Raw genomic sequence first — 20,855 nt, forward strand, 5'->3', positions numbered from 1 at the left:
CCATGACCGATCGCCTGTCCGACCGGGTGCTCAATCGCACCCTGCTGGCCCGCCAGCACCTGTTGCGCCGCGAGCCGCTGTCCCCGGCGACGGTGTGCGAGCGGCTGGTGGGCTTGCAGGCCCAGGACGTCACCCCGCTGTTCGTCGGATTGTGGAGCCGCACAGCCGATTTCGATCCCGAGACCGTCTCGCGCGGGCTGACCGATCGCTCGCTGGTGCGAATCACGTTGCTGCGCGGCACGATTCATCTCGTGACCGCGCTCGACGCCCGCCGCATCGCCCCGCACGTCCAGCCCGAACTGGAGAAGATCCCGTTCCGCAAGGGTTTCAACTACGGGGCGATGGTCGGACTCGATCCGGAAGAGGTTCGCGCACACGGTGATCGGGTGTTCGGCGACGAACCCGTGTCCGCCGCCGACCTGCGCGCGCGGGCGGCGCAGGTGTATCCCGATCGCGATCCCGGCGCGGTCGTGCAGACGTGGCTGTACCAGCTGCCGGTGTTGCAGACGCCGCCGCGCGGGCTGTGGCGGAACAACAGCCGCCCGGTGTGGTCGCGCATCGAACCCTGGCTCGGCGCGCCGCTGATACCCGATTATCCCTTGGGGGAGTTGGTCATTCGCTATCTGCGCGCGTTCGGCCCCGCCACCGCGCCGGACGTGCAGACCTGGTCCAAACTGCTCGGCATCAAGGACGCCCTCACCGGCCTGGGGGACCGGATCCGCACCTACACCGACGAGCGCGGCCGCACCCTCTACGACGCCGCCGACGCCGAACTCACCGATCCGGACACGCCCGCCCCCGTGCGCTTCCTCGGCTGGTACGACAATGCCGTGCTGTCGCACAAGGATCGCTCCCGCATCGTGCCCGACAACGCCGCGCCGCCGCTGCGTCATCTCGCCGCCCAGGTCTCGCCGATCCCGATCGACGGCTACCTGTGGGGGATCTACAAGATCTTCCCCGACCGCGACCGGGCCCGGCTGCGCATCGTGCCGGGCCGGGAGTGGACCGGGGCCGAACGCGCGGAGGTCGAGTCGGAAGGGCTTGCGCTGCTGGCCTTCCTGGAACCCGATCGCGCCCCGAGCGTCGAAATCCTCACGCCCGGAGCGGATCCGCGCGTCTGAGTCAGGAGTTGGCGTTGCGGTAGGCGGGCGCCTTGCTCGTCCCGGCGGGGGTGAGTGTGCGCAGCAACGGCAGCGTGCGCTGGGGCACCACCGTGGACAACACGATCACGCTGTGCGAACGGGTCACGGCCGCACTGCGATCGATGCTCAGCAGCACCGCCTGTAGGCCCGCGTGCGACTCCGCGCCGATGCGGCACAGCACATCCGCCGAACCGGTGGTGGCGTACGCCTCGAGCACGCCCGGGATCGCCTCGAGGTCCTCGGCCACGGCGTCGAGCGCGCCCTGGGCGATCTCGAGGGTGACGAACGCCTGCACGTCGAATCCGGCCGCGGTGACATCGATGTGCGGATCGTAGGAGGCGATCACCCCGGCCTCCTCCATGCGCGCGATCCGGGACTGGACGGTCGCCCGCGCGACCCGGGTGCGACGGGACAGCTCGAGGATGCCCGCCTTCTGGTATTCGTGCATGGCCGACAGGATCGCCAGGTCCAGTTCGTCCAGCTTCGCGACGGTGCGTCCCATGGCCCTCTTCCTCAGCTCGCGGGTGTGCTATTCAAATTGTCCAGCACGACGGGCGATCTGGTGACGCAATTCACCAGGGTGTCCAAATAATTTGGTCGATATTGCTCAGTGCGGCGGTTCGGCGATTCGCTTGTCGCATGACTACCGAGCAGCTGTTCAGCGATACCCGGCTCGTCGGGCTGGTCGACCACGATCCGCGTCGCGACCCGTTTCCCGTGCTCGGGTGGGACGCGCTGGTGTGGGTGGTCGGCAACGCCACCCAGTGCGCGCACTACCTGGAGTCGGCGTTCGGGATGCGGCTCGAGGCGTACTCGGGACCGGAGACCGGCAATCGCGATCACAAGTCGTACGTATTGCGCAGCGGCGGTGCGCGTTTCGTGATCCAGGGGGCGGTGGATCCGGACAGTCCGCTGGTGGCCCACCACGATCGGCACGGCGACGGGGTGGTCGACATCGCGCTCGAGGTCCCGGATGTGGACAAGTGCGTCGCGCACGCCCGCGCGGCCGGGGCGACGGTGCTCACCGAACCGCACGACGAGTCCGACGACTTCGGGGTCGTGCGGCTGGCGAGCCTGGCGGCCTACGGCGACACCCGGCACACCCTGGTCGACCGGTCCCGCTACGACGGCCCGTACCTGCCGGGCTATGTCGCCCGGCGCAGCGGCCTCGTCCCGCCCGCGGACGCGCCGCCGCGGCTGTTCCAGGCCATCGACCACGTGGTCGGCAATGTGGAACTGGGCCGGATGGACGAGTGGGTCGAGTTCTACCGGCGGGTCATGGGATTCGAGAACATGGCCGAATTCGTCGGCGCGGATATCGCCACCGAGTACTCGGCGCTGATGAGCAAGGTCGTCGCCAACGGCAACCACCGGGTGAAGTTCCCGCTCAACGAGCCCGCGGCGGGCCGCCGGAAATCCCAGATCGACGAGTACCTGGAGTTCTACCGCGGGCCCGGCGTACAGCACATCGCCCTGGCGACCGGCGACATCCTCACCACCGTCGACGCGCTGCGCCGCGCGGGCGTCGAATTCCTCGCCACCCCGGACGCCTACTACGACGACCCGGTGCTGCGCGCCCGCATCGGCGAGGTCCGCGTCCCCGTCGCCGAACTGCGCTCGCGCGGCATCCTCGTCGACCGCGACGACGACGGCTATCTGCTCCAGATCTTCACCAAGCCCATCACCGACCGCCCGACCGTCTTCTTCGAACTCATCGAGCGCCACGGCTCCCTCGGCTTCGGCAAGGGCAACTTCAAGGCCCTGTTCGAGGCCATCGAGCGCGAACAGGAGGCGCGCGGGAATCTGTAATCCCAGTAGAGTTCCACCCATGCGGAGGATCTCGGCGGCCCTCGTCACGGCGACGGCCCTCGCGGCGCTGCTGGCGGCGTGCGGTTCGGGCGATTCGGGCGGCAACACTCCGCCGGTGCGCCCGCCCATGAAGGTCGCCGCGCTCGGCCCGTTCACCGGGGAGTGCGGGAATGTGACCGACGACGAGGTGCGCGATCTGGGCGGGCTGGGACAGATCACCCAGACGTTCAAGAATTCGGTGGGCTGCAACTGGCAGGGCGGCGGCATCGACGGTCCCACGGTCACCTTCGCGTCCTACCGCGGCAGCCCGATCGAGCGGGAGCGGGCGTGGGTCACCGCGCAGGGCCGCAATCCGGAGGCGGTCGACGTCGGCGGGCACAAGGGGTTCCAGGACACCGATCCGCAGGGCCTGATCTGCGACTTCGCGGTCCAACTCGGCGACGACTTCTTCGAGTGGTCCACGTACGCGGGTTCGTTCGGGCGGCCCAGCGCCAATCCGTGCGAGAAGAACCGCAAACTGGCCGAGCTGACCGTGCAGCGATTGAAATGAGGGGCGCGATGAGATCACGAGCCGCGGTGGCCGCCTGCGCGGTGCTGGCGTTCGCGGCCACGCTGTCCGGCTGCGGCAAGACCGTCACCGGCACCCCGCAGCCCGCCGGGGGCAGCGGCGGCGGGGTCAACATGAACTTCGACAAGCTGCTGCGCGAGTGCGAGGTGGTCCAGCTCGACCAGATCGCCAAGATCACCGGCACCCAGACGCTGCCGCAGAGCAGCTTCAACGGCGCGGTCTGCATGTGGTCGCTCGCGGGCGCGCCCGGCGGGGACGGCATGGCCACCCTGAACTGGTACGAGATGGGGACGCTGAGCAACGAGAAACAGAACAACGACCGGCTCGGTTATCAGACGACGGACGTCAATGTGCAGGGCCGCCGCTCACTCCAGGTCCATCGGCCCAACGATCCCGACTCCTGCGGGGTGATGGCCCCGGCCGCGGACACCGGCATCATCGGCTGGTGGATCAACTACCGTCCGGGCGGCGGACACCCGGATCCGTGCGACGCGGCGCAGAAACTGGCAGAGTTGACGTTGAACCTCGCCCGCTAGACCGCACAGCGCACCGACCCGTCGAACTACCACGGGGTACCCGCTTTTGCCCCCCGCCGCGCCGACGGGTATCGTGGATCGCTGTGCCCGGAAGCATGCGGGCAAGCTTGTGTGCAGGACGTAAGCCAGCGAGAGCGGCCGACCGTTTCAGCGTGCCCGAAATGACCGGTACGCGCTGCGCGCGACACGCCCGACCTCGGGGCGCGAGGAACGCGACTCGGGCCAATGGGTGAAGGCTCGAAAACACAGACATGAAGAGTTCCAGACACCTGGTTACTGAATAAGGAAAGCCGGTATATGCCAACCATCAACCAGCTGGTCCGCAAGGGTCGCCGCGACAAGGTCGCGAAGACGAAGACCGCGGCCCTGAAGGGGAGCCCGCAGCGTCGTGGCGTGTGCACCCGCGTGTACACCACGACCCCGAAGAAGCCGAACTCCGCGCTGCGCAAGGTCGCGCGTGTTCGCCTGACCAGCCAGGTCGAGGTCACGGCCTACATCCCCGGCGAGGGCCACAACCTGCAGGAGCACTCGATGGTGCTCGTCCGCGGCGGTCGTGTGAAGGACCTCCCCGGTGTGCGCTACAAGATCATCCGCGGCTCGCTCGACACGCAGGGCGTGAAGAACCGCAAGCAGGCCCGCAGCCGCTACGGCGCCAAGAAGGAGAAGAGCTGATATGCCGCGCAAGGGCCCCGCACCCAAGCGTCCCCTGATCAACGATCCGGTCTACGGTTCGCCGCTGGTCACCCAGCTGGTCAACAAGGTGCTGCTGGACGGCAAGAAGTCGATCGCCGAGCGCATCGTCTACGGCGCGCTCGAGCAGGCGCGCGAGAAGACGGGCACCGATCCGGTCGTGACCCTCAAGCGCGCGCTGGACAACGTCAAGCCCGCCCTCGAGGTCAAGCCCCGGCGTGTCGGTGGCGCCACCTACCAGGTTCCGGTCGAGGTCCGTCCCGGCCGCGCCAACACCCTGGCCATGCGCTGGCTGGTGAACTTCTCCCGGCAGCGTCGCGAGAAGACCATGGTCGAGCGTCTCGCCAACGAGCTGCTGGACGCCAGCAACGGTCTGGGCGCTTCGGTGAAGCGTCGCGAGGACACCCACAAGATGGCCGAGTCCAACCGGGCGTTCGCGCACTACCGCTGGTGATTGGTCACCCGGCCCGCCGGTGAAGGAACGGCGCCGGGAGGCGAGTCACAGTCGGGCGTGGCACTTCTGGGCCACGCCCGACGTTGAAAAAGTGATGGCCTCGAGCTTCGCAAACGGAGCCAGGGTCGTTCCCGTCAATCCCAACTAGCTGACAACAGAGCAGAGCGGGGAAGATTTCCGTGGCACAGGACGTGCTCACCGACCTCAACAAGGTCCGCAACATCGGCATCATGGCCCACATCGATGCCGGTAAGACCACGACAACCGAACGCATCCTCTTCTACACCGGCATCACCTACAAGATCGGTGAGGTCCACGACGGCGCGGCCACGATGGACTGGATGGCTCAGGAGCAGGAGCGCGGCATCACGATCACGTCGGCCGCGACGACCTGCTTCTGGAAAGACAACCAGATCAACATCATCGACACGCCGGGACACGTCGACTTCACGGTCGAGGTGGAGCGGTCGCTGCGCGTGCTCGACGGCGCGGTCGCGGTCTTCGACGGCAAAGAGGGCGTTGAGCCGCAGTCCGAGCAGGTCTGGCGGCAGGCCGACAAGTACGACGTCCCGCGCATCTGCTTCGTCAACAAGATGGACAAGCTGGGCGCCGACTTCTACTTCACGGTCCAGACCATCAAGGACCGGCTGGGTGCCAAGCCGCTGGTCGTGCAGCTGCCCATCGGCGCCGAGGACACCTTCGAGGGCATCGTCGACCTGGTCGAGAACAACGCCAAGGTGTGGCGTGGCGAGACCAAGCTCGGTGAGCAGTACGAGGTCGTCGAGATCCCCGAGGATCTGAAGGAGCGCGCCGAGCAGTACCGCCAGGAGCTGCTCGAGACCGTCGCGGAGTCCGACGAGGAACTGCTCGAGAAGTTCCTCGGCGGCGAGGAGCTCTCGATCGAGGAGATCAAGGGCGCGATCCGCAAGCTGACCGTCAACTCGGAGCTCTACCCCGTGCTCTGTGGCTCGGCGTTCAAGAACAAGGGCGTGCAGCCCATGCTCGACGCCGTGATCGACTACCTGCCCAACCCGCTGGACGACGGCGGCACCGACGGCCACGTCCCGGGCAAGGAAGAGGAGATCATCCACCGCGACGCCGACGTCACCGCGCCCTTCGCGGCGCTGGCGTTCAAGATCGCGACGCACCCGTTCTTCGGCAAGCTGACCTACGTCCGCGTGTACTCGGGCAAGGTCGACTCCGGCGCCCAGGTCATCAACTCGACCAAGGGCAAGAAGGAGCGTCTGGGCAAGCTGTTCCAGATGCACTCCAACAAGGAGAACCCGGTCGGCGAGGCGCAGGCGGGCCACATCTACGCGGTCATCGGCCTCAAGGACACCACCACGGGCGACACCCTGTGCGATCCGCAGAATCAGATCGTGCTGGAGTCGATGACCTTCCCGGATCCGGTCATCGAGGTGGCCATCGAGCCGAAGACGAAGGCCGACCAGGAGAAGCTGGGCACCGCCATCCAGAAGTTCGCGGAGGAGGACCCCACCTTCAACGTGAAGCTGGATCAGGAGACCGGCCAGACCGTCATCGGCGGCATGGGCGAGCTCCAGCTCGACATCTACGTCGACCGCATGAAGCGCGAGTTCAAGGTCGAGGCCAACATCGGCAAGCCGCAGGTGGCCTACCGCGAGACCATCACCAAGCCGGTCGAGAAGTTCGAGTACACCCACAAGAAGCAGACCGGTGGCTCGGGCCAGTTCGCGCGCGTCATCATCGCCCTCGAGCCGTTCGTCGGCGAGGACGGCGCGACCTACGAGTTCGAGAACAAGGTCACCGGTGGCCGCGTGCCCAAGGAGTACATCCCCTCGGTGGACGCGGGCATCCAGGACGCCATGCAGTACGGTGTCCTCGCCGGCTACCCCCTGGTGAACCTGAAGGCCGCGCTGCTGGACGGCGCCTACCACGAGGTCGACTCCTCGGAGATGGCGTTCAAGATCGCCGGCGCGCAGGCCCTCAAGGAAGCGGCCCGCAAGGCCGGTCCGGTGATCCTCGAGCCGCTCATGGCCGTCGAGGTCACCACGCCCGAGGACTACATGGGCGAAGTGATCGGCGACCTGAACTCCCGCCGTGGTCAGATCCAGGCCATGGAGGAACGCAGTGGTGCCCGTGTCGTCAAGGCGCTGGTTCCGCTCTCGGAGATGTTCGGCTACATCGGTGATCTGCGGTCGAAGACCCAGGGCCGGGCGAACTTCTCCATGGTGTTCGATTCGTACGCGGAGGTTCCGGCCAACGTGTCGAAGGAGATCATCGCCAAGGCGACCGGCGAATAATCCGGGCGCGCTGTACGACCCAATCCCCGCGTACGCGGGGGTGATCCCACAACCGCACTGCTGCTTAGCAAGCACCAACAAGTCCAGGAGGACATCAAGTGGCGAAGGCGAAGTTCGAGCGGACGAAGCCCCACGTCAACATCGGCACCATCGGTCACGTCGACCACGGCAAGACCACGCTGACCGCGGCGATCACCAAGGTGCTGGCTGACAAGTACCCGGACCTGAACGCGGCCTTCGCGTTCGACCAGATCGACAAGGCTCCGGAGGAGAAGGCTCGTGGTATCACGATCAACATCTCCCACGTCGAGTACCAGACCGAGAAGCGGCACTACGCCCACGTCGACGCCCCGGGCCACGCCGACTACATCAAGAACATGATCACCGGTGCGGCCCAGATGGACGGCGCCATCCTGGTCGTGGCGGCCACCGACGGCCCGATGCCGCAGACCCGTGAGCACGTGCTGCTCGCCCGTCAGGTCGGCGTGCCCTACATCCTGGTCGCGCTGAACAAGTCGGACATGGTCGACGACGAGGAGATCCTCGAGCTCGTCGAGATGGAGGTCCGCGAGCTGCTGGCCTCGCAGGAGTTCGATGAGGACGCCCCCGTCGTGCGCGTCTCCGGCCTGAAGGCGCTGGAGGGCGACGAGAAGTGGGCCGAGTCGATCCTCGAGCTCATGAACGCCGTCGACGAGTCGATCCCGGACCCGGTCCGTGAGACCGACAAGCCGTTCCTGATGCCGATCGAGGACGTCTTCACGATCACCGGTCGTGGCACCGTCGTCACCGGTCGTATCGAGCGTGGCGTGATCAACGTCAACGAGGAAGTCGAGATCACCGGCATCCGCGAGAAGACCCAGAAGACCACCGTCACCGGTGTCGAGATGTTCCGCAAGCTGCTCGACCAGGGCCAGGCCGGCGACAACGTCGGTCTGCTGCTGCGCGGCCTCAAGCGTGAGGACGTGGAGCGCGGCCAGGTCGTCATCAAGCCGGGCACCACGACCCCGCACACGGAGTTCGAGGGCCAGGCGTACATCCTGTCGAAGGACGAGGGCGGCCGCCACACCCCGTTCTTCAACAACTACCGCCCGCAGTTCTACTTCCGCACCACCGACGTGACCGGCGTCGTGACCCTCCCCGAGGGCACCGAGATGGTCATGCCGGGCGACAACACCGAGATGAGCGTCAAGCTCATCCAGCCCGTCGCCATGGAAGAGGGCCTGCGCTTCGCCATCCGCGAGGGCGGCCGCACCGTCGGCGCCGGCCGGGTCACCAAGATCATCAAGTGATCTAGCGATTCCCGAAAGGGCCGCTCCCCCAGGGGAGCGGCCCTTTTTCGCGGCCCGCCCCGATATGCTGAAGCAATGTCCCGGATCACCTTCGACCCCGACCAGTTGGGCGGTCGCCCCTGCATCCGCAACCTGCGCATCAGGGTCAAGGACATCCTCGAACTTCTCGCGGCGGGTGAATCCGAGGACTCGATCCTCGAGGACTACCCCTACCTGGAACGCGAGGACATCCGCGCCTGCCTCGCCTTCGCGGCGGCCGAAGCGGATCACCCCATCCTGCGGACCGCCTCTTGAACTTCGTCGTCGACGCGCAACTCCCGCCCGCGCTCGCTCGCGCCCTCACCAACGAAGGCCACGATGCCGTCCATGTCTGCGACATCGAGATGACCGCGGCCACCGATCACGCCGTCTGGGCGGAGGCCGTACGGCGAGACGCCGTGATCATCACCAAGGACGAGGATTCGTCCTCATCGGGCGAACTCGCGGCGAGGCGTCGGCGCCTGCGGTGGTGTGGATCAGGATCGGCAACTGCTCTCGAAAGGCGTTGCTGGACGCTTTTCTCCCAATCGTCCCCACTGTGGTCGAGATGCTTCTGGCAGGGGAGAAACTCATCGAGGTTCGCTGACGTCCGCCCGGCGAATCCGCTTGTAGGTCAGCGCTTCTCACTTGCCGCCAGCAGTGCCCGCGCGAAATCCCGCATCTGCTCCGCCCCGCCGAACCACGCCGAGACCAGGTCGACGGCGGTCGAGCGGGTGTGCCGGGCGGCCCGGACGAACTCCGACAGCACCGCCTCACCCGATTCCGCCTTGGCCGCAACGGTTTCCAGGTTGTGGCTGGCCAGCAGCAGGCGCATCACCAGGTGGATGTCGACGGTGGCGGGGGAGTTGTCGAGCGGGTTCGCCTCCCGTTCGGCGGCCGCGCGGCGGGCGGCGCGGGGCTGGGTGGGGCGAGGGGTTTCCGGGGGCTGGGGCGAGGTCTCCGGCGCGGCGCGGCGGGTCGGTTCCGCGGCGGGGCGGTAGGAGTTCTCCTCCAGACGCCGGGCCAGTTCCGTGGCGGAGCGGTAGCCGTTCTCCTCGGCGCGGTGGCCGCTCTCCGAGCGCGGCGGCGAGTCGGGCATGCGGTGGCCGCTCTCGGAACGCGGTTGCGAATCGGGCATGCGGTGGCCGCCGTCCGAGCGCGGCTGCGAATCGGACACGCGGTGCCCGCTCTCCGAGCGCGTCGAATCGGGCCGGGCCGCAGGGCTTTCCGGGACCGGTGGGCTGGGTTCCGGCCGGGCCGTGGGGGTTTCGGGCCGGGGGGTGGCGCCCGTCGGCCATGGCGAACCCATATCGGGCTGGGTCCACTGCACACCGCTGTCGTGACCGAGGGTGGTCCGGCCCGTCGGATTGTCGTAGCCGGTCAGTCCGCTCGACGATGCCGGGGTGCTGTCGTTCACCGGATTGGTGAGGCGATATCCCTCCGGCCGCGAACGATTGGGCTCGCCGAAGGCGGCGAAATCGGCATCGGTCATAGTGGCCCATGCTAAGCCAGGGCGTCCCGTCGCGCCGGAGGGCATTGGAGTGAGTCCGATCGCGCCAGCGATTTGTCACTGACACCGGCCCGCCGAATCAGCAGTCGCTGGGCGCGGGCTCACCCCGGAAACGCGCGTCGAGCCAGCTCACCATGGCGGGCATCCCGAGCACCGCCGCCGACAGATGCTCCGGCGACGGCGTCAGCTGGGAGTGCAGCCGAACCCCTGCCGCGCAGTACCGCCGATCGGTGTCGACGATGGCGTCCACCGGAATGAGCGGGTCGGTGGGCGAATGCCATTCGAAGATCGGCATGGTCGGCACCCCGTCGAACAGCTGGAGGCTGTTGTCCTCCACCACCTTCCACGCCTCCGGATCGTCCACCAGCGAGGTGCTCGCCGCGTAGTCGAGCACACTGTGCCCGGCCCCGATGCCCAGGATCTCGTTGACGCACCCGTTGGCCATGGCGTCGCGCGCCGCCACCCCGCGCCCGTTCAGATAGTCGCTGATCGGCAGCCGCTCCGGATACTCCCGCTCGAGCCCGATCGCCGCGGCCATCGCCAGCCCGAACGCCGGATGCGGATTGGTCCACAGCGCCCGCACCATCGTCTCCAGATTCATCGGCACCCCGCCGAGCGCCGCGCCCGCGATCTCGAGTTCCGGCGCGTAGGTCGGCTGCAACGCCGCCGCCCACGCCGTCGCCATCCCGCCCCCGGAGTATCCGGCCATGGTCACCGGACTGCGCCCCAGCGTGAGTTCCGGCACCCGCCGCACCGCCCGGATCCCGTCCAGGGTGATCTGCCCGCCCAGACGTGCCGCGCCGTAGGCGAATTGGGGCCCGAGATGATCCGGCAGCGCGATGCTCCAGCCGCGCAGCAACAGCGCGTTGAGCGCGGGCGCCTCCCGCACCGCCTTGTCGGGATCCCCGGTGTAGAGCACGTGCGACACCGCGCACTGCGTCCCCAGCCCGTTGATGATGTGCTGATACGACAGCAGCGGCGCGTCGGCCACATGCGTGAACGGCGTCAGCACGGTCGTGGTCGCCGCGATCGGATCGCCGTGCGAATTCGTGGACCGGAACTTGACCAACGTGACCGAGGTCCCCGGAAAGGCGGGCACCGGCGGCATCGCCCGCACCGCCAGCACGTCACCCGCCGCGTGCGCGGCCAGGTCCGGCGGCGCGGCGTAGAAGGGGTCGGGATCGGGCACGGGATAGATCGGCTGCGCCCCGGCGGGCACGGCCCCGAACAGGCCGAGCAGCACGCCGGTCGTCACGCCCAGGAACCGGCCGATACGGCCGACAACCGAACCCCTACAGGTCACGTCCAAAACCTCCCGGCAATCGATCAGTTACGAAACGGGCCGGTGGGTATTCAAATGGACCGCGCGCCTCCCCGGGCGGACGCGCCGAACCGGAAGCGAAATGGTTATCGAAGAAATTTCAGCCGAGCTGGGTCATCCCCGCCGCGACCACCCGCGAGATGTTGCGGATCTCCTCGGCCGTCGGCAGCGTCAGCCCGTCCAGGGCGTGCAGCCGATCGGTCGTGGCGACGGCCAGTACGGCCGAGACCCACGCCCCCGCGCAGGCGCGCAACGTCCCGTCCCGCACCGGGCCGGGCGCGCTCGCCGCCAGCACCCGCGAGGTGACGTCGAGCAGCTGATCGCGCATGCGCCGCAACTGTTTTCGCACATCGGGATGGGTATCGGCCTCGCGCCACATGATCACCCGCAGCACCGACGAGTGATGATCCCGAAGATTCAGCGCCGCATCGAGATTCACCAGGCTGCCCGCCGGATCGCCCGGCGTGACGAGGTTTTCGATGTCCTGCACCGGCGGGGCCGGGACGCGCTCGGCCATCAGCGCCGACAGGATGGACTCCTTGGTGGGGAAGTAGTAGAACACCAACCCCTTGGGCACGCCCGCGGTGGCCGCGATGGCCGCCGTCGCCGTGGCGTCGAAACCATGTGTGGCGAACAGGCTTTCGGCGGCGTCCAGAATGAGTTGCCGGGCGTCGCCGTCCACCTCGCGGCTGCGGCGGCGCCCGGCCCGGCGGGGCCCGGCCACGTGCGTCAGTGGGCCGTGTGCATGCGCCCCGTCACCTGTGGCAGCGCCGCCACCGCGACCACCACGGTCAGCACTCCCACGATCCACGCCGTCCACGAGGCGCCATTGTAGGCGTGGAAGTCCATCACCCACGGGGAGATGAACAGCAGGACGCCGAGCGCGCCCATCGCGTAGTCGAGGCCGGTCATCGCCGGACGCGACAGCAGCGCCAGACCGGTCAGCGCGATGAGTATGCCCAGCACGATGAGCGTCCACATGCCTCGGTCGTTGTGGTCCACCCAGATGGGGGACAGTGCGGTGAAGACGCCCAGCACGACTGCGATGTAGTCCTGTGCGCGGCTATCGGTGAACATCGGGTGCCTCCTCGATGGGCAGGAAATATGTCCTTCCTTCGGTATATCTCTGATTGACCGCCCGATCAATACCTGATCGGCAACAATCGCCGTCGGCTATCACCGTGTCGGGCATCACGATAGAAATTAGAACGCGTTCTACAATATCGTGGGCTGATGACCACCGATGCGCGTCCGATCGTGATCGTGGGCGCGGGCCTGGCGGGCCTGCGCACCGCGGAGGAACTGCGGCGCGCCGGATACCCCGGCGGGCTGGTGCTGGTCGGCGACGAGCCGCGGCTGCCCTACGATCGCCCCCCGCTGTCCAAGCAGTTCGTGCGCGGCGAGACCGACGACACCACCCTGCGCCCGGCGGAGTTCTTCACCGAGAACGCGATCGAACTGCGCCTCGGCGTCCCCGCCGCGCGGGTGGACACCGCCGCGCGCCGGGTGTGGCTGTCCGACGGCTCCGCCCTCGACTACGACCAGCTCGTTCTCGCGACGGGCCTGCGCCCCAAGCGAATTCCCGGTCTGCCGGACGCGGCGGGCGTGCACGTGCTGCGCCGCCACGAGGACGCGGCCGCGCTGCGCGCCGAGACGGCCCGCGCGACAAGGGCTCTGGTGGTCGGCGCGGGCTTCATCGGCTGCGAACTCACCGCCAGCTTCCGCGCCCTCGGCCTCGAGGTCGTGCTGGTCGAACCCCAGCCCACCCCGCTGGCGGCCGCGCTGGGCGAGCGGGTGGGCGGACTCGTCGGGCGGCTGCACCGCGAGCAGGGCGTGGACCTGCGCTGCGGGGTGGGCCTGGATTCGCTACGCGTACAGGACGGTTCGGCCCGCGGCGCGATCCTGAGCGACGGCGGCGCGGTCGACGCCGATCTGGTGGTGATCGGCGTCGGCTCGGTCCCCGTCACCGAGTGGCTCGCCGATTCGGGCATCCCGCTGGCCGCCCCGGCCGCGGGCGGTGGCGTCCTCGCCGACGAGGTCGGCCGCACCGCCGTGCCGGGCGTGTGGGCGGTCGGCGACGTCGCGGCCTGGCGGCACGCCACCGGCGCCCATCGCCGCGTCGAACACTGGACCAATGCCGGGGAACAGGCGCAACTGCTGGCCGCCGCCCTGCTCGGCGCGGAACCGCCCGCCGCCGCGCGCGTCCCGTACGTGTGGAGCGATCAGTACGACCTGAAGATCCAGGTGCTCGGCACGCCCGCGGCCGCCGACGCGGTGGAGATCGTCGAGGACGACGGCCGCAAGTTCGTGGCGCACTACCACGCCGACGGCGTGCTCACCGCGGTCATCGGCGCGGGACGTTCCGGTCAGGTCATGAAGATGCGCGCGCGGCTCGCCAGCGCCACCCCCGTCGGCCGATAGCGCGGGCCGCTAATACAGTTGGGCGTGTGATCGTCTCGCTCATCGACTCGGGACTGGGCCTGTTGCCCACGGGGGCGTGGCTGCGCACGCTGCGGCCGGATCTGGATCTGCTGCTGCAAACCGATCCCGACGGCGCGCCGTGGGGACCGAAACCCGAGTCGTGGGTGGTCGATCGGGTGCTCGAGGCCGCGCGCCGGGCGCTGCGACTGGGCGCGGAAGTGCTCGTGCTGCCGTGCAATACGGCCAGCGTGACCGCGCTGGAACATGTCCGCGCGGAGGTGGGCCCGGAGGTCCCGGTGATCGGCACGGTCCCGGCTATCAAACCGGCCGCCGCGGTCTGCCGGACGGTGGCGGTCTGGGCCACCGCCGCGACCACCGCGAGCCGCTATCAGGCCGATCTCATCGCCCGGTTCGGCGGCGACGCCGAGGTGATCGGCGTGGCGTGCCACGGCCTGGCCGACGCCATCGACCACGGCGATCTGCCCGCCATCGCCGCCGCGATCGAGAGCGCGGCCGCGCGCACCCCGCCCGAAACCGAGGGCGTCGTCCTCGGCTGCACCCACTATCCGCTCGTCACGGAGTCGATCCTCGCCGCCCTGCCCGACCGGGTCCGCCTGTTCGACAGCGCGGAAGCCGTTGCGGCGCAGACTCTTCGGCGGATGGACGCGCTCGGCCGACCCACCGCCGGAACCGGTACCGTCACCGTCCTGAACTCCGGCCGTCCCGGCGCGCTGCCCCCGGGCGCGGCGGCCTTCGAATCGGGCCGGGTGCTCGGCGCCACCGCCGATGTCGTCGCCCGCGGCTGAGCCGACCGCCGACGCGGTCCGCGACGCTCTGGCCGCCGTGGCCGACCCCGCCGACGCCATCCACCTGCAACGCTTCTTCAAAACCGGTCGCGGCGAATACGGCGAGGGCGACGTCTTCATCGGCGTCCGTGTGCCCGCAACCCGCGCTGTCGCCAAGCGCTTCGCGGGCCTGCCGCTGTCCGAGATCGACCAACTGCTCGACAGTCCGATCCACGAACACCGCCTCGCCGGGTTGATCATCCTCAACGCCGCCATGGCGAGAGCGGTCAAGCCACGCGTGAACGGCCTTGCCGCGCAACGCGATATCGTCGATCTCTACCTGGCGGCCGTGCGCCGCGGCCGGGTGAACAACTGGGACCTCGTCGACGTCTCCGCCGAGAACATCCTCGGCCCCTGGCTCCTGGAGCGCCCGCGCGAGTTGCTGTTCGATCTGGCCGCCGCGGACTCGCTGTGGGAACGTCGCGTGGCCCTGCTGACCACCTTCGCCTTCATCAAATCCGGCGACGCCACCACCACCCTCGCCCTGAGCGAGCGCCTGCTCACCGACCGCCGCGACCTCATCCAGAAGGCCGTCGGCTGGATGCTGCGCGAGGTCGGCAAGCGGGTCGACCGCGCCCTGCTGCTCGACTTCCTCGACCGGCACGCCGCCGAGATGGGCCGCACCGCACTGAGTTACGCCACGGAACATCTCGAAAGCGCGGTGCGCCAACACTATCGAGATGTCCCGCGGCGATAATGGCTGTGCCGCAACGATATCCGGCGACAGCGCCGACTAGAACTGGATCCGCAGATGGTCGGTCACCGGGTGCGCCTGGCAGCCCAGGATGTAGCCCGCCTCGATGTCCTCGGGATCGAGGATGTCGCAGGTGTCCATCTCGACCTTGCCCTCGAGCACCGTGCACGCGCACGAACCGCACTCGCCCTCCTGGCAGGAGTACGGCACGTCGATTCCCTTGGCCAGCATGATGTCCACCAGCGTCTGTCGGCGCGGCCAGCTCAGCTCGTGCACCTCGCCGTCGAGTTCGACCTCCACGGTCGCGGCGTCGGCGGCCTCCTCGGCGCTCACCTCCGCCGGGGCGGTCACCGAGAACGGATCGCCCGCAAGGGAATTGAACACCTCGGCGTGGGTCCGGCCGCGCGGCACGCCGAGCTGGGCCAGCGCGTCGTGCACCCGATCCATGAACGCCTTGGGCCCGCACAGGAACGCCCGGTACCCGGTGTAGGGCCCGGCCAGCGCCGCCAGCCCGTCCACGCTCGGCAGCCCCTGCAACGTCTCCAGCCAGTGCACGACCGTCAGCCGCTGCGGATGCTTGTCGCCCAGCTCGCGCAGTTCGGCCGCGAAGATGACCGACTCCGCGTCGCGATTGGCGTACACCAACACGATTCGCCCGCTCCCACGCGCCAGCGCCGACTTCAGGATCGACATCACCGGGGTGATCCCGCTGCCCGCGGCGAACAACAGCAGATCCTCGTCGAGGTCCTTGGGCGTGAACACCCCCGACGGCGGCAGCACCTCGAGCTCGTGCCCGGCTTTCACGTTGTCGCACACCCAGTTCGACGCGTAGCCGTCGACCGTGCGCTTGACCGTGACCTTGGGCCGGTCGTCGGTGTGCGGCGAACTGGCCAGGGAGTAGCAGCGCGCCACCGATCCGGTCAGCTCGCTGGGGATGCGCAGGGTGAGGAATTGCCCCGGCTGATAGTCGAACCGCTCGCGCAGCTCCTCGGGCACGTCGAAGACCAGCGAGCACGCGTCGGCGGTCTCGGGGATGACCGCGGCGACCCGCAGCACGGCGGAGCGCGAGCCGTGTGGCACTTCAACCGTCGTCATGATGTCCTCTCGGGGGCGGGCAAAAGTAGAACGTGTTCTAGTTTTACTATACGTGGCCGTCCCGCTGCCGGACAAGCTGGGCCTCGAGCCCCGCGATCAGCACCCCGATGCCGAAGTCGTAGGAGTATTTCCCGCGCAGATCGCCGATGTACTTCACGGCCCGCTCGACCGACTCGGGCAGCGCGGCCTCGGTGAGCGCCGCGCGGTCGCGCGGATTCACCCGCGCCCGGCCGAACAGATAGGTGTGGATGGTCGCGTACGCGGCCAGCACATTGCGATCGTCGAAGCCCGCCTCGAACAGGATCTCCATCACCGCGGCGATCAGATCGAGCTGTTTGCCGAGCATCTGCTCGATGAGCACATCGCCGAGTCCCGGGTGTTTGCGCAGCTTTTCGTCGATCTGATCGATGAGTTCGCGCAGACGTTGTTGCCAGGGACCGGATTCCGGCGGCGGTTTGCGGACTCCGGTCAGCGCCGCGCTGGCGACGAGATCGAGCAGTTCGCGTTTGTCGGCGACGTAGTAATAGGGGGCCATCGGGGAGACGCCGAGTTCGCGGGACAGCCGGCGCATGGATAGTTTGTCCACGCCGTCCTCCCGCACCACCCGCAACGCGGCCTCGACGATCTCGGATTCCGACAACGTATTGCCGCCCCCGCTCGTCTGCATCCGTCCGACTCCCATGTCACCTCGAGACCCGTGCCGCAGCCCCAACCGTCCGTCGGCAACCCGTCGTCTACTGTTCAGCGTGCTTTTTCCCGCCACAGTCTAGAGCGCGGGTCCGGCCGCCGGTCCGTGTGTGCTCGGGTTGCCCGTCGCACGCTGAACGGCGGAATTAGCCGATCGTGCGCGGGCGGGTCGGCCGGGGTGATCTTCATCGCAACCAGCTGGAAGTTGCGACATGATTGCCAGCAACTCTCGCGAATGGCGTGTGGCGCGCCGCTCCGGGATGTGGCGGCCCACCGCGGTATTCGCATCGAATTCGATCCTCTTTTTTCGACACGATGTGCCCGAACGGCAATGACCGCATAGCATTCCAGGAATGCGCCATGATCGACTGCCCGACGGGTTCGGGGTGCGAATCGATCCGAGGGTGCGCACCTACTCCGGTGGCCGGTACCTGGTCGGGGGTTCGCCGACGAGGTTGCTACGACTCGCGCCGGAGGCGGCCGCCCTGATCGGTGACGGGTATCTGGAGGTGACCGACCACCGGTCGGCGGTGGTTGCCAGACGGCTGCTCGACTCCGGTGTCGCCAATCCCCGTCCGCGCCTGCTGCCCTCGCCCGAGGACGTCACGGTGGTGGTGCCGCACCACAACGACGCGGCCGGGCTGGAGCGGCTGCTCGGCACCCTGCGCGGGCACAGCGTGGTCGTGGTGGACGACGGGTCGGATCGGCCGGTGCGCATCCCGCGCACCCGCGGGCGCTGCCGGGTGACCGTGCTGCGGCACGACCGCAGGCAGGGCGCCGCGGCCGCGCGCAATGCCGGATTACGCGCCGCGACAACTGAATTCGTCGCCTTCCTCGATTCCGATGTGGTGCCGCGCGCCGGTTGGCTCGAGGTGATGCTGGGCCATTTCAGCGATCCGGAGGTGGCCCTGGTCGCCCCGCGCATCGTGGCCCGCGAACCCGACACCACCGTGCTCGGCCGCTACGAGCACACCCGTTCCTCGCTGGATCGCGGCCGCCGCGAGACGGCCGTCAGCTGGCACGGCGCGGTCTCCTATGTGCCGGGCGCCGCGCTGCTGGTCCGGCGGCAGGCACTGCTGGCCGAGGGCGGTTTCGACGAGCGGATGCGCTCGGCCGCCGATATTGATCTGTGCCGCCGCCTGGAACAGGCGGGCTGGCGGCTGCGCTACGAACCGGCCGCGCACGTCGGCCGCGAATCGCCGGTATCGCTGGGAAAGTGGTTGCGCCGCAAGGCTTCCCACGGTGCGAGCGCCGCACCGCTGGCCCGTCGTCATCCGGGGGTGGTGGCCCCGCTGTCGGTGCCGTTCTGGACCGTGGTGGCCACCGCCCTGCTGGCCGCGGCGACCCGCTGGAGCGTGCTGGGCGGGCTGGCCACGCTGCTGGCCGCGTTGATCCGGTTGCGCCGCGTCTTCGCCGAACTCGACAATCCGACCCGGGTCGCCGCGATCCAGTTGGCGCGCGGCTTCTCCGGCGGCGTGTGGCGGATCGTCTCCGCGCTGTCGCGGCACTACTGGCCGGTGACCGTGCTGGCGATGGTGTTCTCCGCGCGGGTGCGGCGGATCGCGATGACCATGGCGATCGCCGACGGCCTGGCCGACTGGTACACCCATCGCGAGCCCGGCGGCCTGGATCCGCTGCGCTATCTGTGCTGTAAACGGCTCGACGATCTGGCCTACGGCGCGGGTCTATGGTGGGGTGCCGCGCGGGTCCGCAATGTCACCGCGCTGCGCCCGTCGGTGCCCCGTCGATAGGCGCTACCTCACATTTCGCGGTGGTCCCGTCGCCCTGTGACCTGGCGGACAAACGGCAGACTTCCGACGCCTCGCACCATTCCCGCCGGTACAGTTTGGGGCGGGAAGAAAGGCAAATGGTCAGCAATCTCGCCGGCGGCGGTGCCGGACAAGGGGTCGAGCCGGGCACGCAGCTCGGCGCGCTGGAATCCTATGCCGCCCAGGCCCACGGCTATCTGACCGTCGGTGGCGAGCAGTTGGCTCAGCTGCCCGGTCTGCTCCGGCCGCTGGTACTCGAATCGTGGCTGCGCAGTCTGCGCGGCGGCGTCGATCCGATGGACGAGGTCGACGGGCGCGGGCTGCGCGGCGCGGACCTCCAGCGCTATCGCGACAATCATCCGATCGCGGCGGTGATGCCGTTGGTGGACAAGCTGTTACTCCAGGACGCCACGAGCACGGGTCTGATCGTGGTGATCGCCGACCAGTTCGGCCGCGTGCTGTCGGTGCACGGCAACCCCGATCGGGTGAACGCCGCCGCCGAGGCCGGACTGCGCGAGGGCAACGACCTGAGCGAACGCCGCGTGGGCACCAACGCCATCGGGCTCGTCGTCCGCACCGGCCGCGCCGCCTGGATCCACGGCCCCGAACACTATCTGCATCGAATGCACCGGATCACCGGCGCCGCGGCGCCCGTGCACGATCCCGACGGCCGTCCGGTCGGGGTGCTCATGATCGCGGGCGGCGTGCGGGTGGCCCGCCCCGAGATCCTGGCGCTGGTCAAGGCCGCGGCGACCGCGGCGGAGATGGATCTGGTGCTGACCGCGGTCCGCTCCCGCCAGCGCGGCGCGGAACGCCTTGCCGCGGACGGGGATTCGCCGCCACCCGCCCCGGCCGGCCGGCTCGCCCTGGATGTGCTGGGGCTCGGACAGTCCCAGCTGACCGTCTCGGGGGAGCGAGTCCCGTTGTCGCAGCGGCACGCCGAGATCCTGCTGTTGCTCGCCGAACACACCGAGGGCCTGTCGGCCGATCACCTCGCGCTGCTGCTCGACGACACCGATCTCGACAACGGCACCATCCGCGCGGCCATGTCCCGGCTGCGCGCGGTGGTCGGCCCGCAGGTCTTCGGATCGCGGCCGTATCGGCTGCGGGTCCCCCTCGCCACCGATGTCGAGGCGTTGCGCGCGGCCCTCGACTCCGGCGATGTCGACACCGCCGTGCGCCTCTACGCCGGACCGGTACTCCCGCGCTCGACCGCCCCGGGGGTCATAGACATTCGCGATGAACTGCGCGTGCGGCTGCGCACCGCGGTGCTGCGTTCCGGCGATCCGGCCGTGCTCAGCCGGTGGACCGCCGGGGCCGAGGGCCGCGACGACACCGCCGCGTGGATCGCCTATCGCGCCACGGTGGACCGGGATTCCGCCCTGTATGCCCAGATCGAGGCGAAGATCCGGGTGCTCGATCGGCGGATGGGCGCCGATGCAACGCAGATGCAACGTTACGACTCATAGGCTCCGCCCCGAATCGTGTGGTGTCTCACAACGGCACCCCTACGGTTCTCGCGCGCGCCGATTCGGCCGCTCATCGACCGATCGGACGCTTGTCCAGCTTTTTTTGAAGGAAACTATCCCGTTTTATTCTGTCAACGCCTAGTCTTCGCTGCATGGAACGAGGCCCCCGGAAAGTGGGGCCCAGAGGTAGGAGACAGCGCATTGCCGGGGTCGGCCCGGGTCTTGCGCGATTCGTTGAATTCACCATGGTGGGGCG

Annotated in this window: 21 protein-coding genes and 1 pseudogene; 15 read left to right on the plus strand and 7 right to left on the minus strand. The window is 68.8% G+C overall.

The window, feature by feature from the left end; all coding sequences use genetic code 11:
• Positions 1 to 2 precede the first annotated feature (2 nt).
• A complete protein-coding gene (locus ACFYTQ_RS12025) occupies positions 3 to 1,121 on the plus strand; it encodes a winged helix DNA-binding domain-containing protein (RefSeq protein ID WP_387359656.1) in 1,119 nt (372 codons plus the stop codon).
• A gap of 1 nt (position 1,122) precedes the next feature.
• On the opposite strand, the gene ACFYTQ_RS12030 is transcribed toward ACFYTQ_RS12025, so the two are convergent.
• A complete protein-coding gene (locus ACFYTQ_RS12030) occupies positions 1,123 to 1,644 on the minus strand; it encodes an Lrp/AsnC family transcriptional regulator (protein WP_387359658.1) in 522 nt (173 codons plus the stop codon).
• 137 nt (positions 1,645 to 1,781) lie between these two features.
• Here ACFYTQ_RS12030 and hppD point away from each other — a divergent pair, with 137 nt between their 5' ends.
• The 9 genes and pseudogenes from hppD to ACFYTQ_RS12075 all read left to right on the plus strand — a co-directional run.
• Entirely contained in the window at positions 1,782 to 2,951 is a 1,170-nt protein-coding gene (hppD, locus tag ACFYTQ_RS12035) for a 4-hydroxyphenylpyruvate dioxygenase (protein ID WP_387359660.1), read from the plus strand.
• A gap of 19 nt (positions 2,952 to 2,970) precedes the next feature.
• On the plus strand, positions 2,971 to 3,501 hold the full coding sequence (locus ACFYTQ_RS12040) for a DUF3558 domain-containing protein (RefSeq protein WP_387359662.1): 531 nt from the start codon (positions 2,971 to 2,973) through the stop codon (positions 3,499 to 3,501).
• 8 nt (positions 3,502 to 3,509) lie between these two features.
• A complete protein-coding gene (locus ACFYTQ_RS12045) occupies positions 3,510 to 4,055 on the plus strand; it encodes a DUF3558 domain-containing protein (protein WP_387359665.1) in 546 nt (181 codons plus the stop codon).
• A 297-nt stretch (positions 4,056 to 4,352) separates the two neighbouring features.
• Positions 4,353 to 4,727: a 30S ribosomal protein S12 gene (gene rpsL / locus ACFYTQ_RS12050; protein WP_011211612.1), complete on the plus strand. Its 375-nt coding sequence runs from the start codon at positions 4,353 to 4,355 to the stop codon at positions 4,725 to 4,727.
• Between the two features lies 1 nt (position 4,728).
• A complete protein-coding gene (gene rpsG, locus ACFYTQ_RS12055) occupies positions 4,729 to 5,199 on the plus strand; it encodes a 30S ribosomal protein S7 (RefSeq protein ID WP_062514302.1) in 471 nt (156 codons plus the stop codon).
• Between the two features lie 179 nt (positions 5,200 to 5,378).
• Entirely contained in the window at positions 5,379 to 7,481 is a 2,103-nt protein-coding gene (gene fusA / locus ACFYTQ_RS12060) for an elongation factor G (protein ID WP_387359668.1), read from the plus strand.
• Between the two features lie 98 nt (positions 7,482 to 7,579).
• A complete protein-coding gene (gene tuf, locus ACFYTQ_RS12065) occupies positions 7,580 to 8,770 on the plus strand; it encodes an elongation factor Tu (protein ID WP_387359670.1) in 1,191 nt (396 codons plus the stop codon).
• A gap of 75 nt (positions 8,771 to 8,845) precedes the next feature.
• Complete coding sequence (locus ACFYTQ_RS12070; RefSeq protein ID WP_387359672.1) at positions 8,846 to 9,064, plus strand: DUF433 domain-containing protein; 219 nt, start codon at positions 8,846 to 8,848, stop codon at positions 9,062 to 9,064.
• A pseudogene (locus ACFYTQ_RS12075) lies at positions 9,061 to 9,219 on the plus strand (DUF5615 family PIN-like protein); the annotation flags it as partial. The gene ACFYTQ_RS12070 and the pseudogene ACFYTQ_RS12075, both read left to right, overlap by 4 nt.
• Before the next feature lie 203 nt (positions 9,220 to 9,422).
• On the opposite strand, the gene ACFYTQ_RS12080 reads toward ACFYTQ_RS12075, so the two are convergent.
• The 4 genes from ACFYTQ_RS12080 to ACFYTQ_RS12095 form a co-directional block, all read right to left on the minus strand.
• Positions 9,423 to 10,280 carry a hypothetical protein gene (locus ACFYTQ_RS12080; protein ID WP_387360204.1) on the minus strand — a complete coding sequence of 286 codons (858 nt, stop codon included), beginning with the start codon at positions 10,278 to 10,280 and terminating at the stop codon, positions 9,423 to 9,425.
• A 97-nt stretch (positions 10,281 to 10,377) separates the two neighbouring features.
• Entirely contained in the window at positions 10,378 to 11,601 is a 1,224-nt protein-coding gene (locus ACFYTQ_RS12085; protein ID WP_387359674.1) for a lipase family protein, read from the minus strand.
• Between the two features lie 118 nt (positions 11,602 to 11,719).
• Entirely contained in the window at positions 11,720 to 12,343 is a 624-nt protein-coding gene (locus tag ACFYTQ_RS12090; RefSeq protein ID WP_387359676.1) for a TetR/AcrR family transcriptional regulator, read from the minus strand.
• 5 nt (positions 12,344 to 12,348) lie between these two features.
• The gene (locus ACFYTQ_RS12095) at positions 12,349 to 12,696 is read right to left on the minus strand and encodes an SPW repeat protein (RefSeq protein WP_387359679.1); all 348 of its coding nucleotides are present in this window, start codon (positions 12,694 to 12,696) and stop codon (positions 12,349 to 12,351) included.
• A 156-nt stretch (positions 12,697 to 12,852) separates the two neighbouring features.
• On the opposite strand from ACFYTQ_RS12095, the gene ACFYTQ_RS12100 reads away from it, so the two are divergent.
• Genes ACFYTQ_RS12100 through ACFYTQ_RS12110 form a run of 3 tightly spaced genes read left to right on the plus strand, consistent with a single transcriptional unit; the run spans position 12,853 to position 15,582 of the window.
• Positions 12,853 to 14,040: an NAD(P)/FAD-dependent oxidoreductase gene (locus ACFYTQ_RS12100; protein WP_387359681.1), complete on the plus strand. Its 1,188-nt coding sequence runs from the start codon at positions 12,853 to 12,855 to the stop codon at positions 14,038 to 14,040.
• 26 nt (positions 14,041 to 14,066) lie between these two features.
• On the plus strand, positions 14,067 to 14,846 hold the full coding sequence (locus ACFYTQ_RS12105) for a glutamate racemase (RefSeq protein ID WP_387359683.1): 780 nt from the start codon (positions 14,067 to 14,069) through the stop codon (positions 14,844 to 14,846).
• A complete protein-coding gene (locus ACFYTQ_RS12110) occupies positions 14,827 to 15,582 on the plus strand; it encodes a DNA alkylation repair protein (protein ID WP_387359685.1) in 756 nt (251 codons plus the stop codon). Before ACFYTQ_RS12105 ends, ACFYTQ_RS12110 begins: the two co-directional genes overlap by 20 nt.
• 36 nt (positions 15,583 to 15,618) lie before the next feature.
• On the opposite strand, the gene ACFYTQ_RS12115 is transcribed toward ACFYTQ_RS12110, so the two are convergent.
• A complete protein-coding gene (locus tag ACFYTQ_RS12115) occupies positions 15,619 to 16,674 on the minus strand; it encodes a 2Fe-2S iron-sulfur cluster-binding protein (RefSeq protein WP_387359687.1) in 1,056 nt (351 codons plus the stop codon).
• Between the two features lie 46 nt (positions 16,675 to 16,720).
• Positions 16,721 to 17,341 (minus strand): mycofactocin system transcriptional regulator MftR2, encoded by a 621-nt coding sequence (gene mftR2 / locus ACFYTQ_RS12120; protein WP_387359689.1) that lies wholly within the window; start codon positions 17,339 to 17,341, stop codon positions 16,721 to 16,723.
• A 373-nt stretch (positions 17,342 to 17,714) separates the two neighbouring features.
• On the opposite strand from mftR2, the gene mftF reads away from it, so the two are divergent.
• Positions 17,715 to 19,112, plus strand: a complete 1,398-nt coding sequence (mftF, locus tag ACFYTQ_RS12125) for a mycofactocin biosynthesis glycosyltransferase MftF (protein WP_387359691.1) — start codon at positions 17,715 to 17,717, stop codon at positions 19,110 to 19,112.
• 116 nt (positions 19,113 to 19,228) lie between these two features.
• On the plus strand, positions 19,229 to 20,599 hold the full coding sequence (locus ACFYTQ_RS12130) for a GAF domain-containing protein (protein WP_387359693.1): 1,371 nt from the start codon (positions 19,229 to 19,231) through the stop codon (positions 20,597 to 20,599).
• The last annotated feature ends 256 nt before the right edge of the window (positions 20,600 to 20,855 follow it).

This window comes from Nocardia sp. NPDC004068 (assembly GCF_042874315.1).
Lineage (GTDB): Bacteria > Actinomycetota > Actinomycetes > Mycobacteriales > Mycobacteriaceae > Nocardia.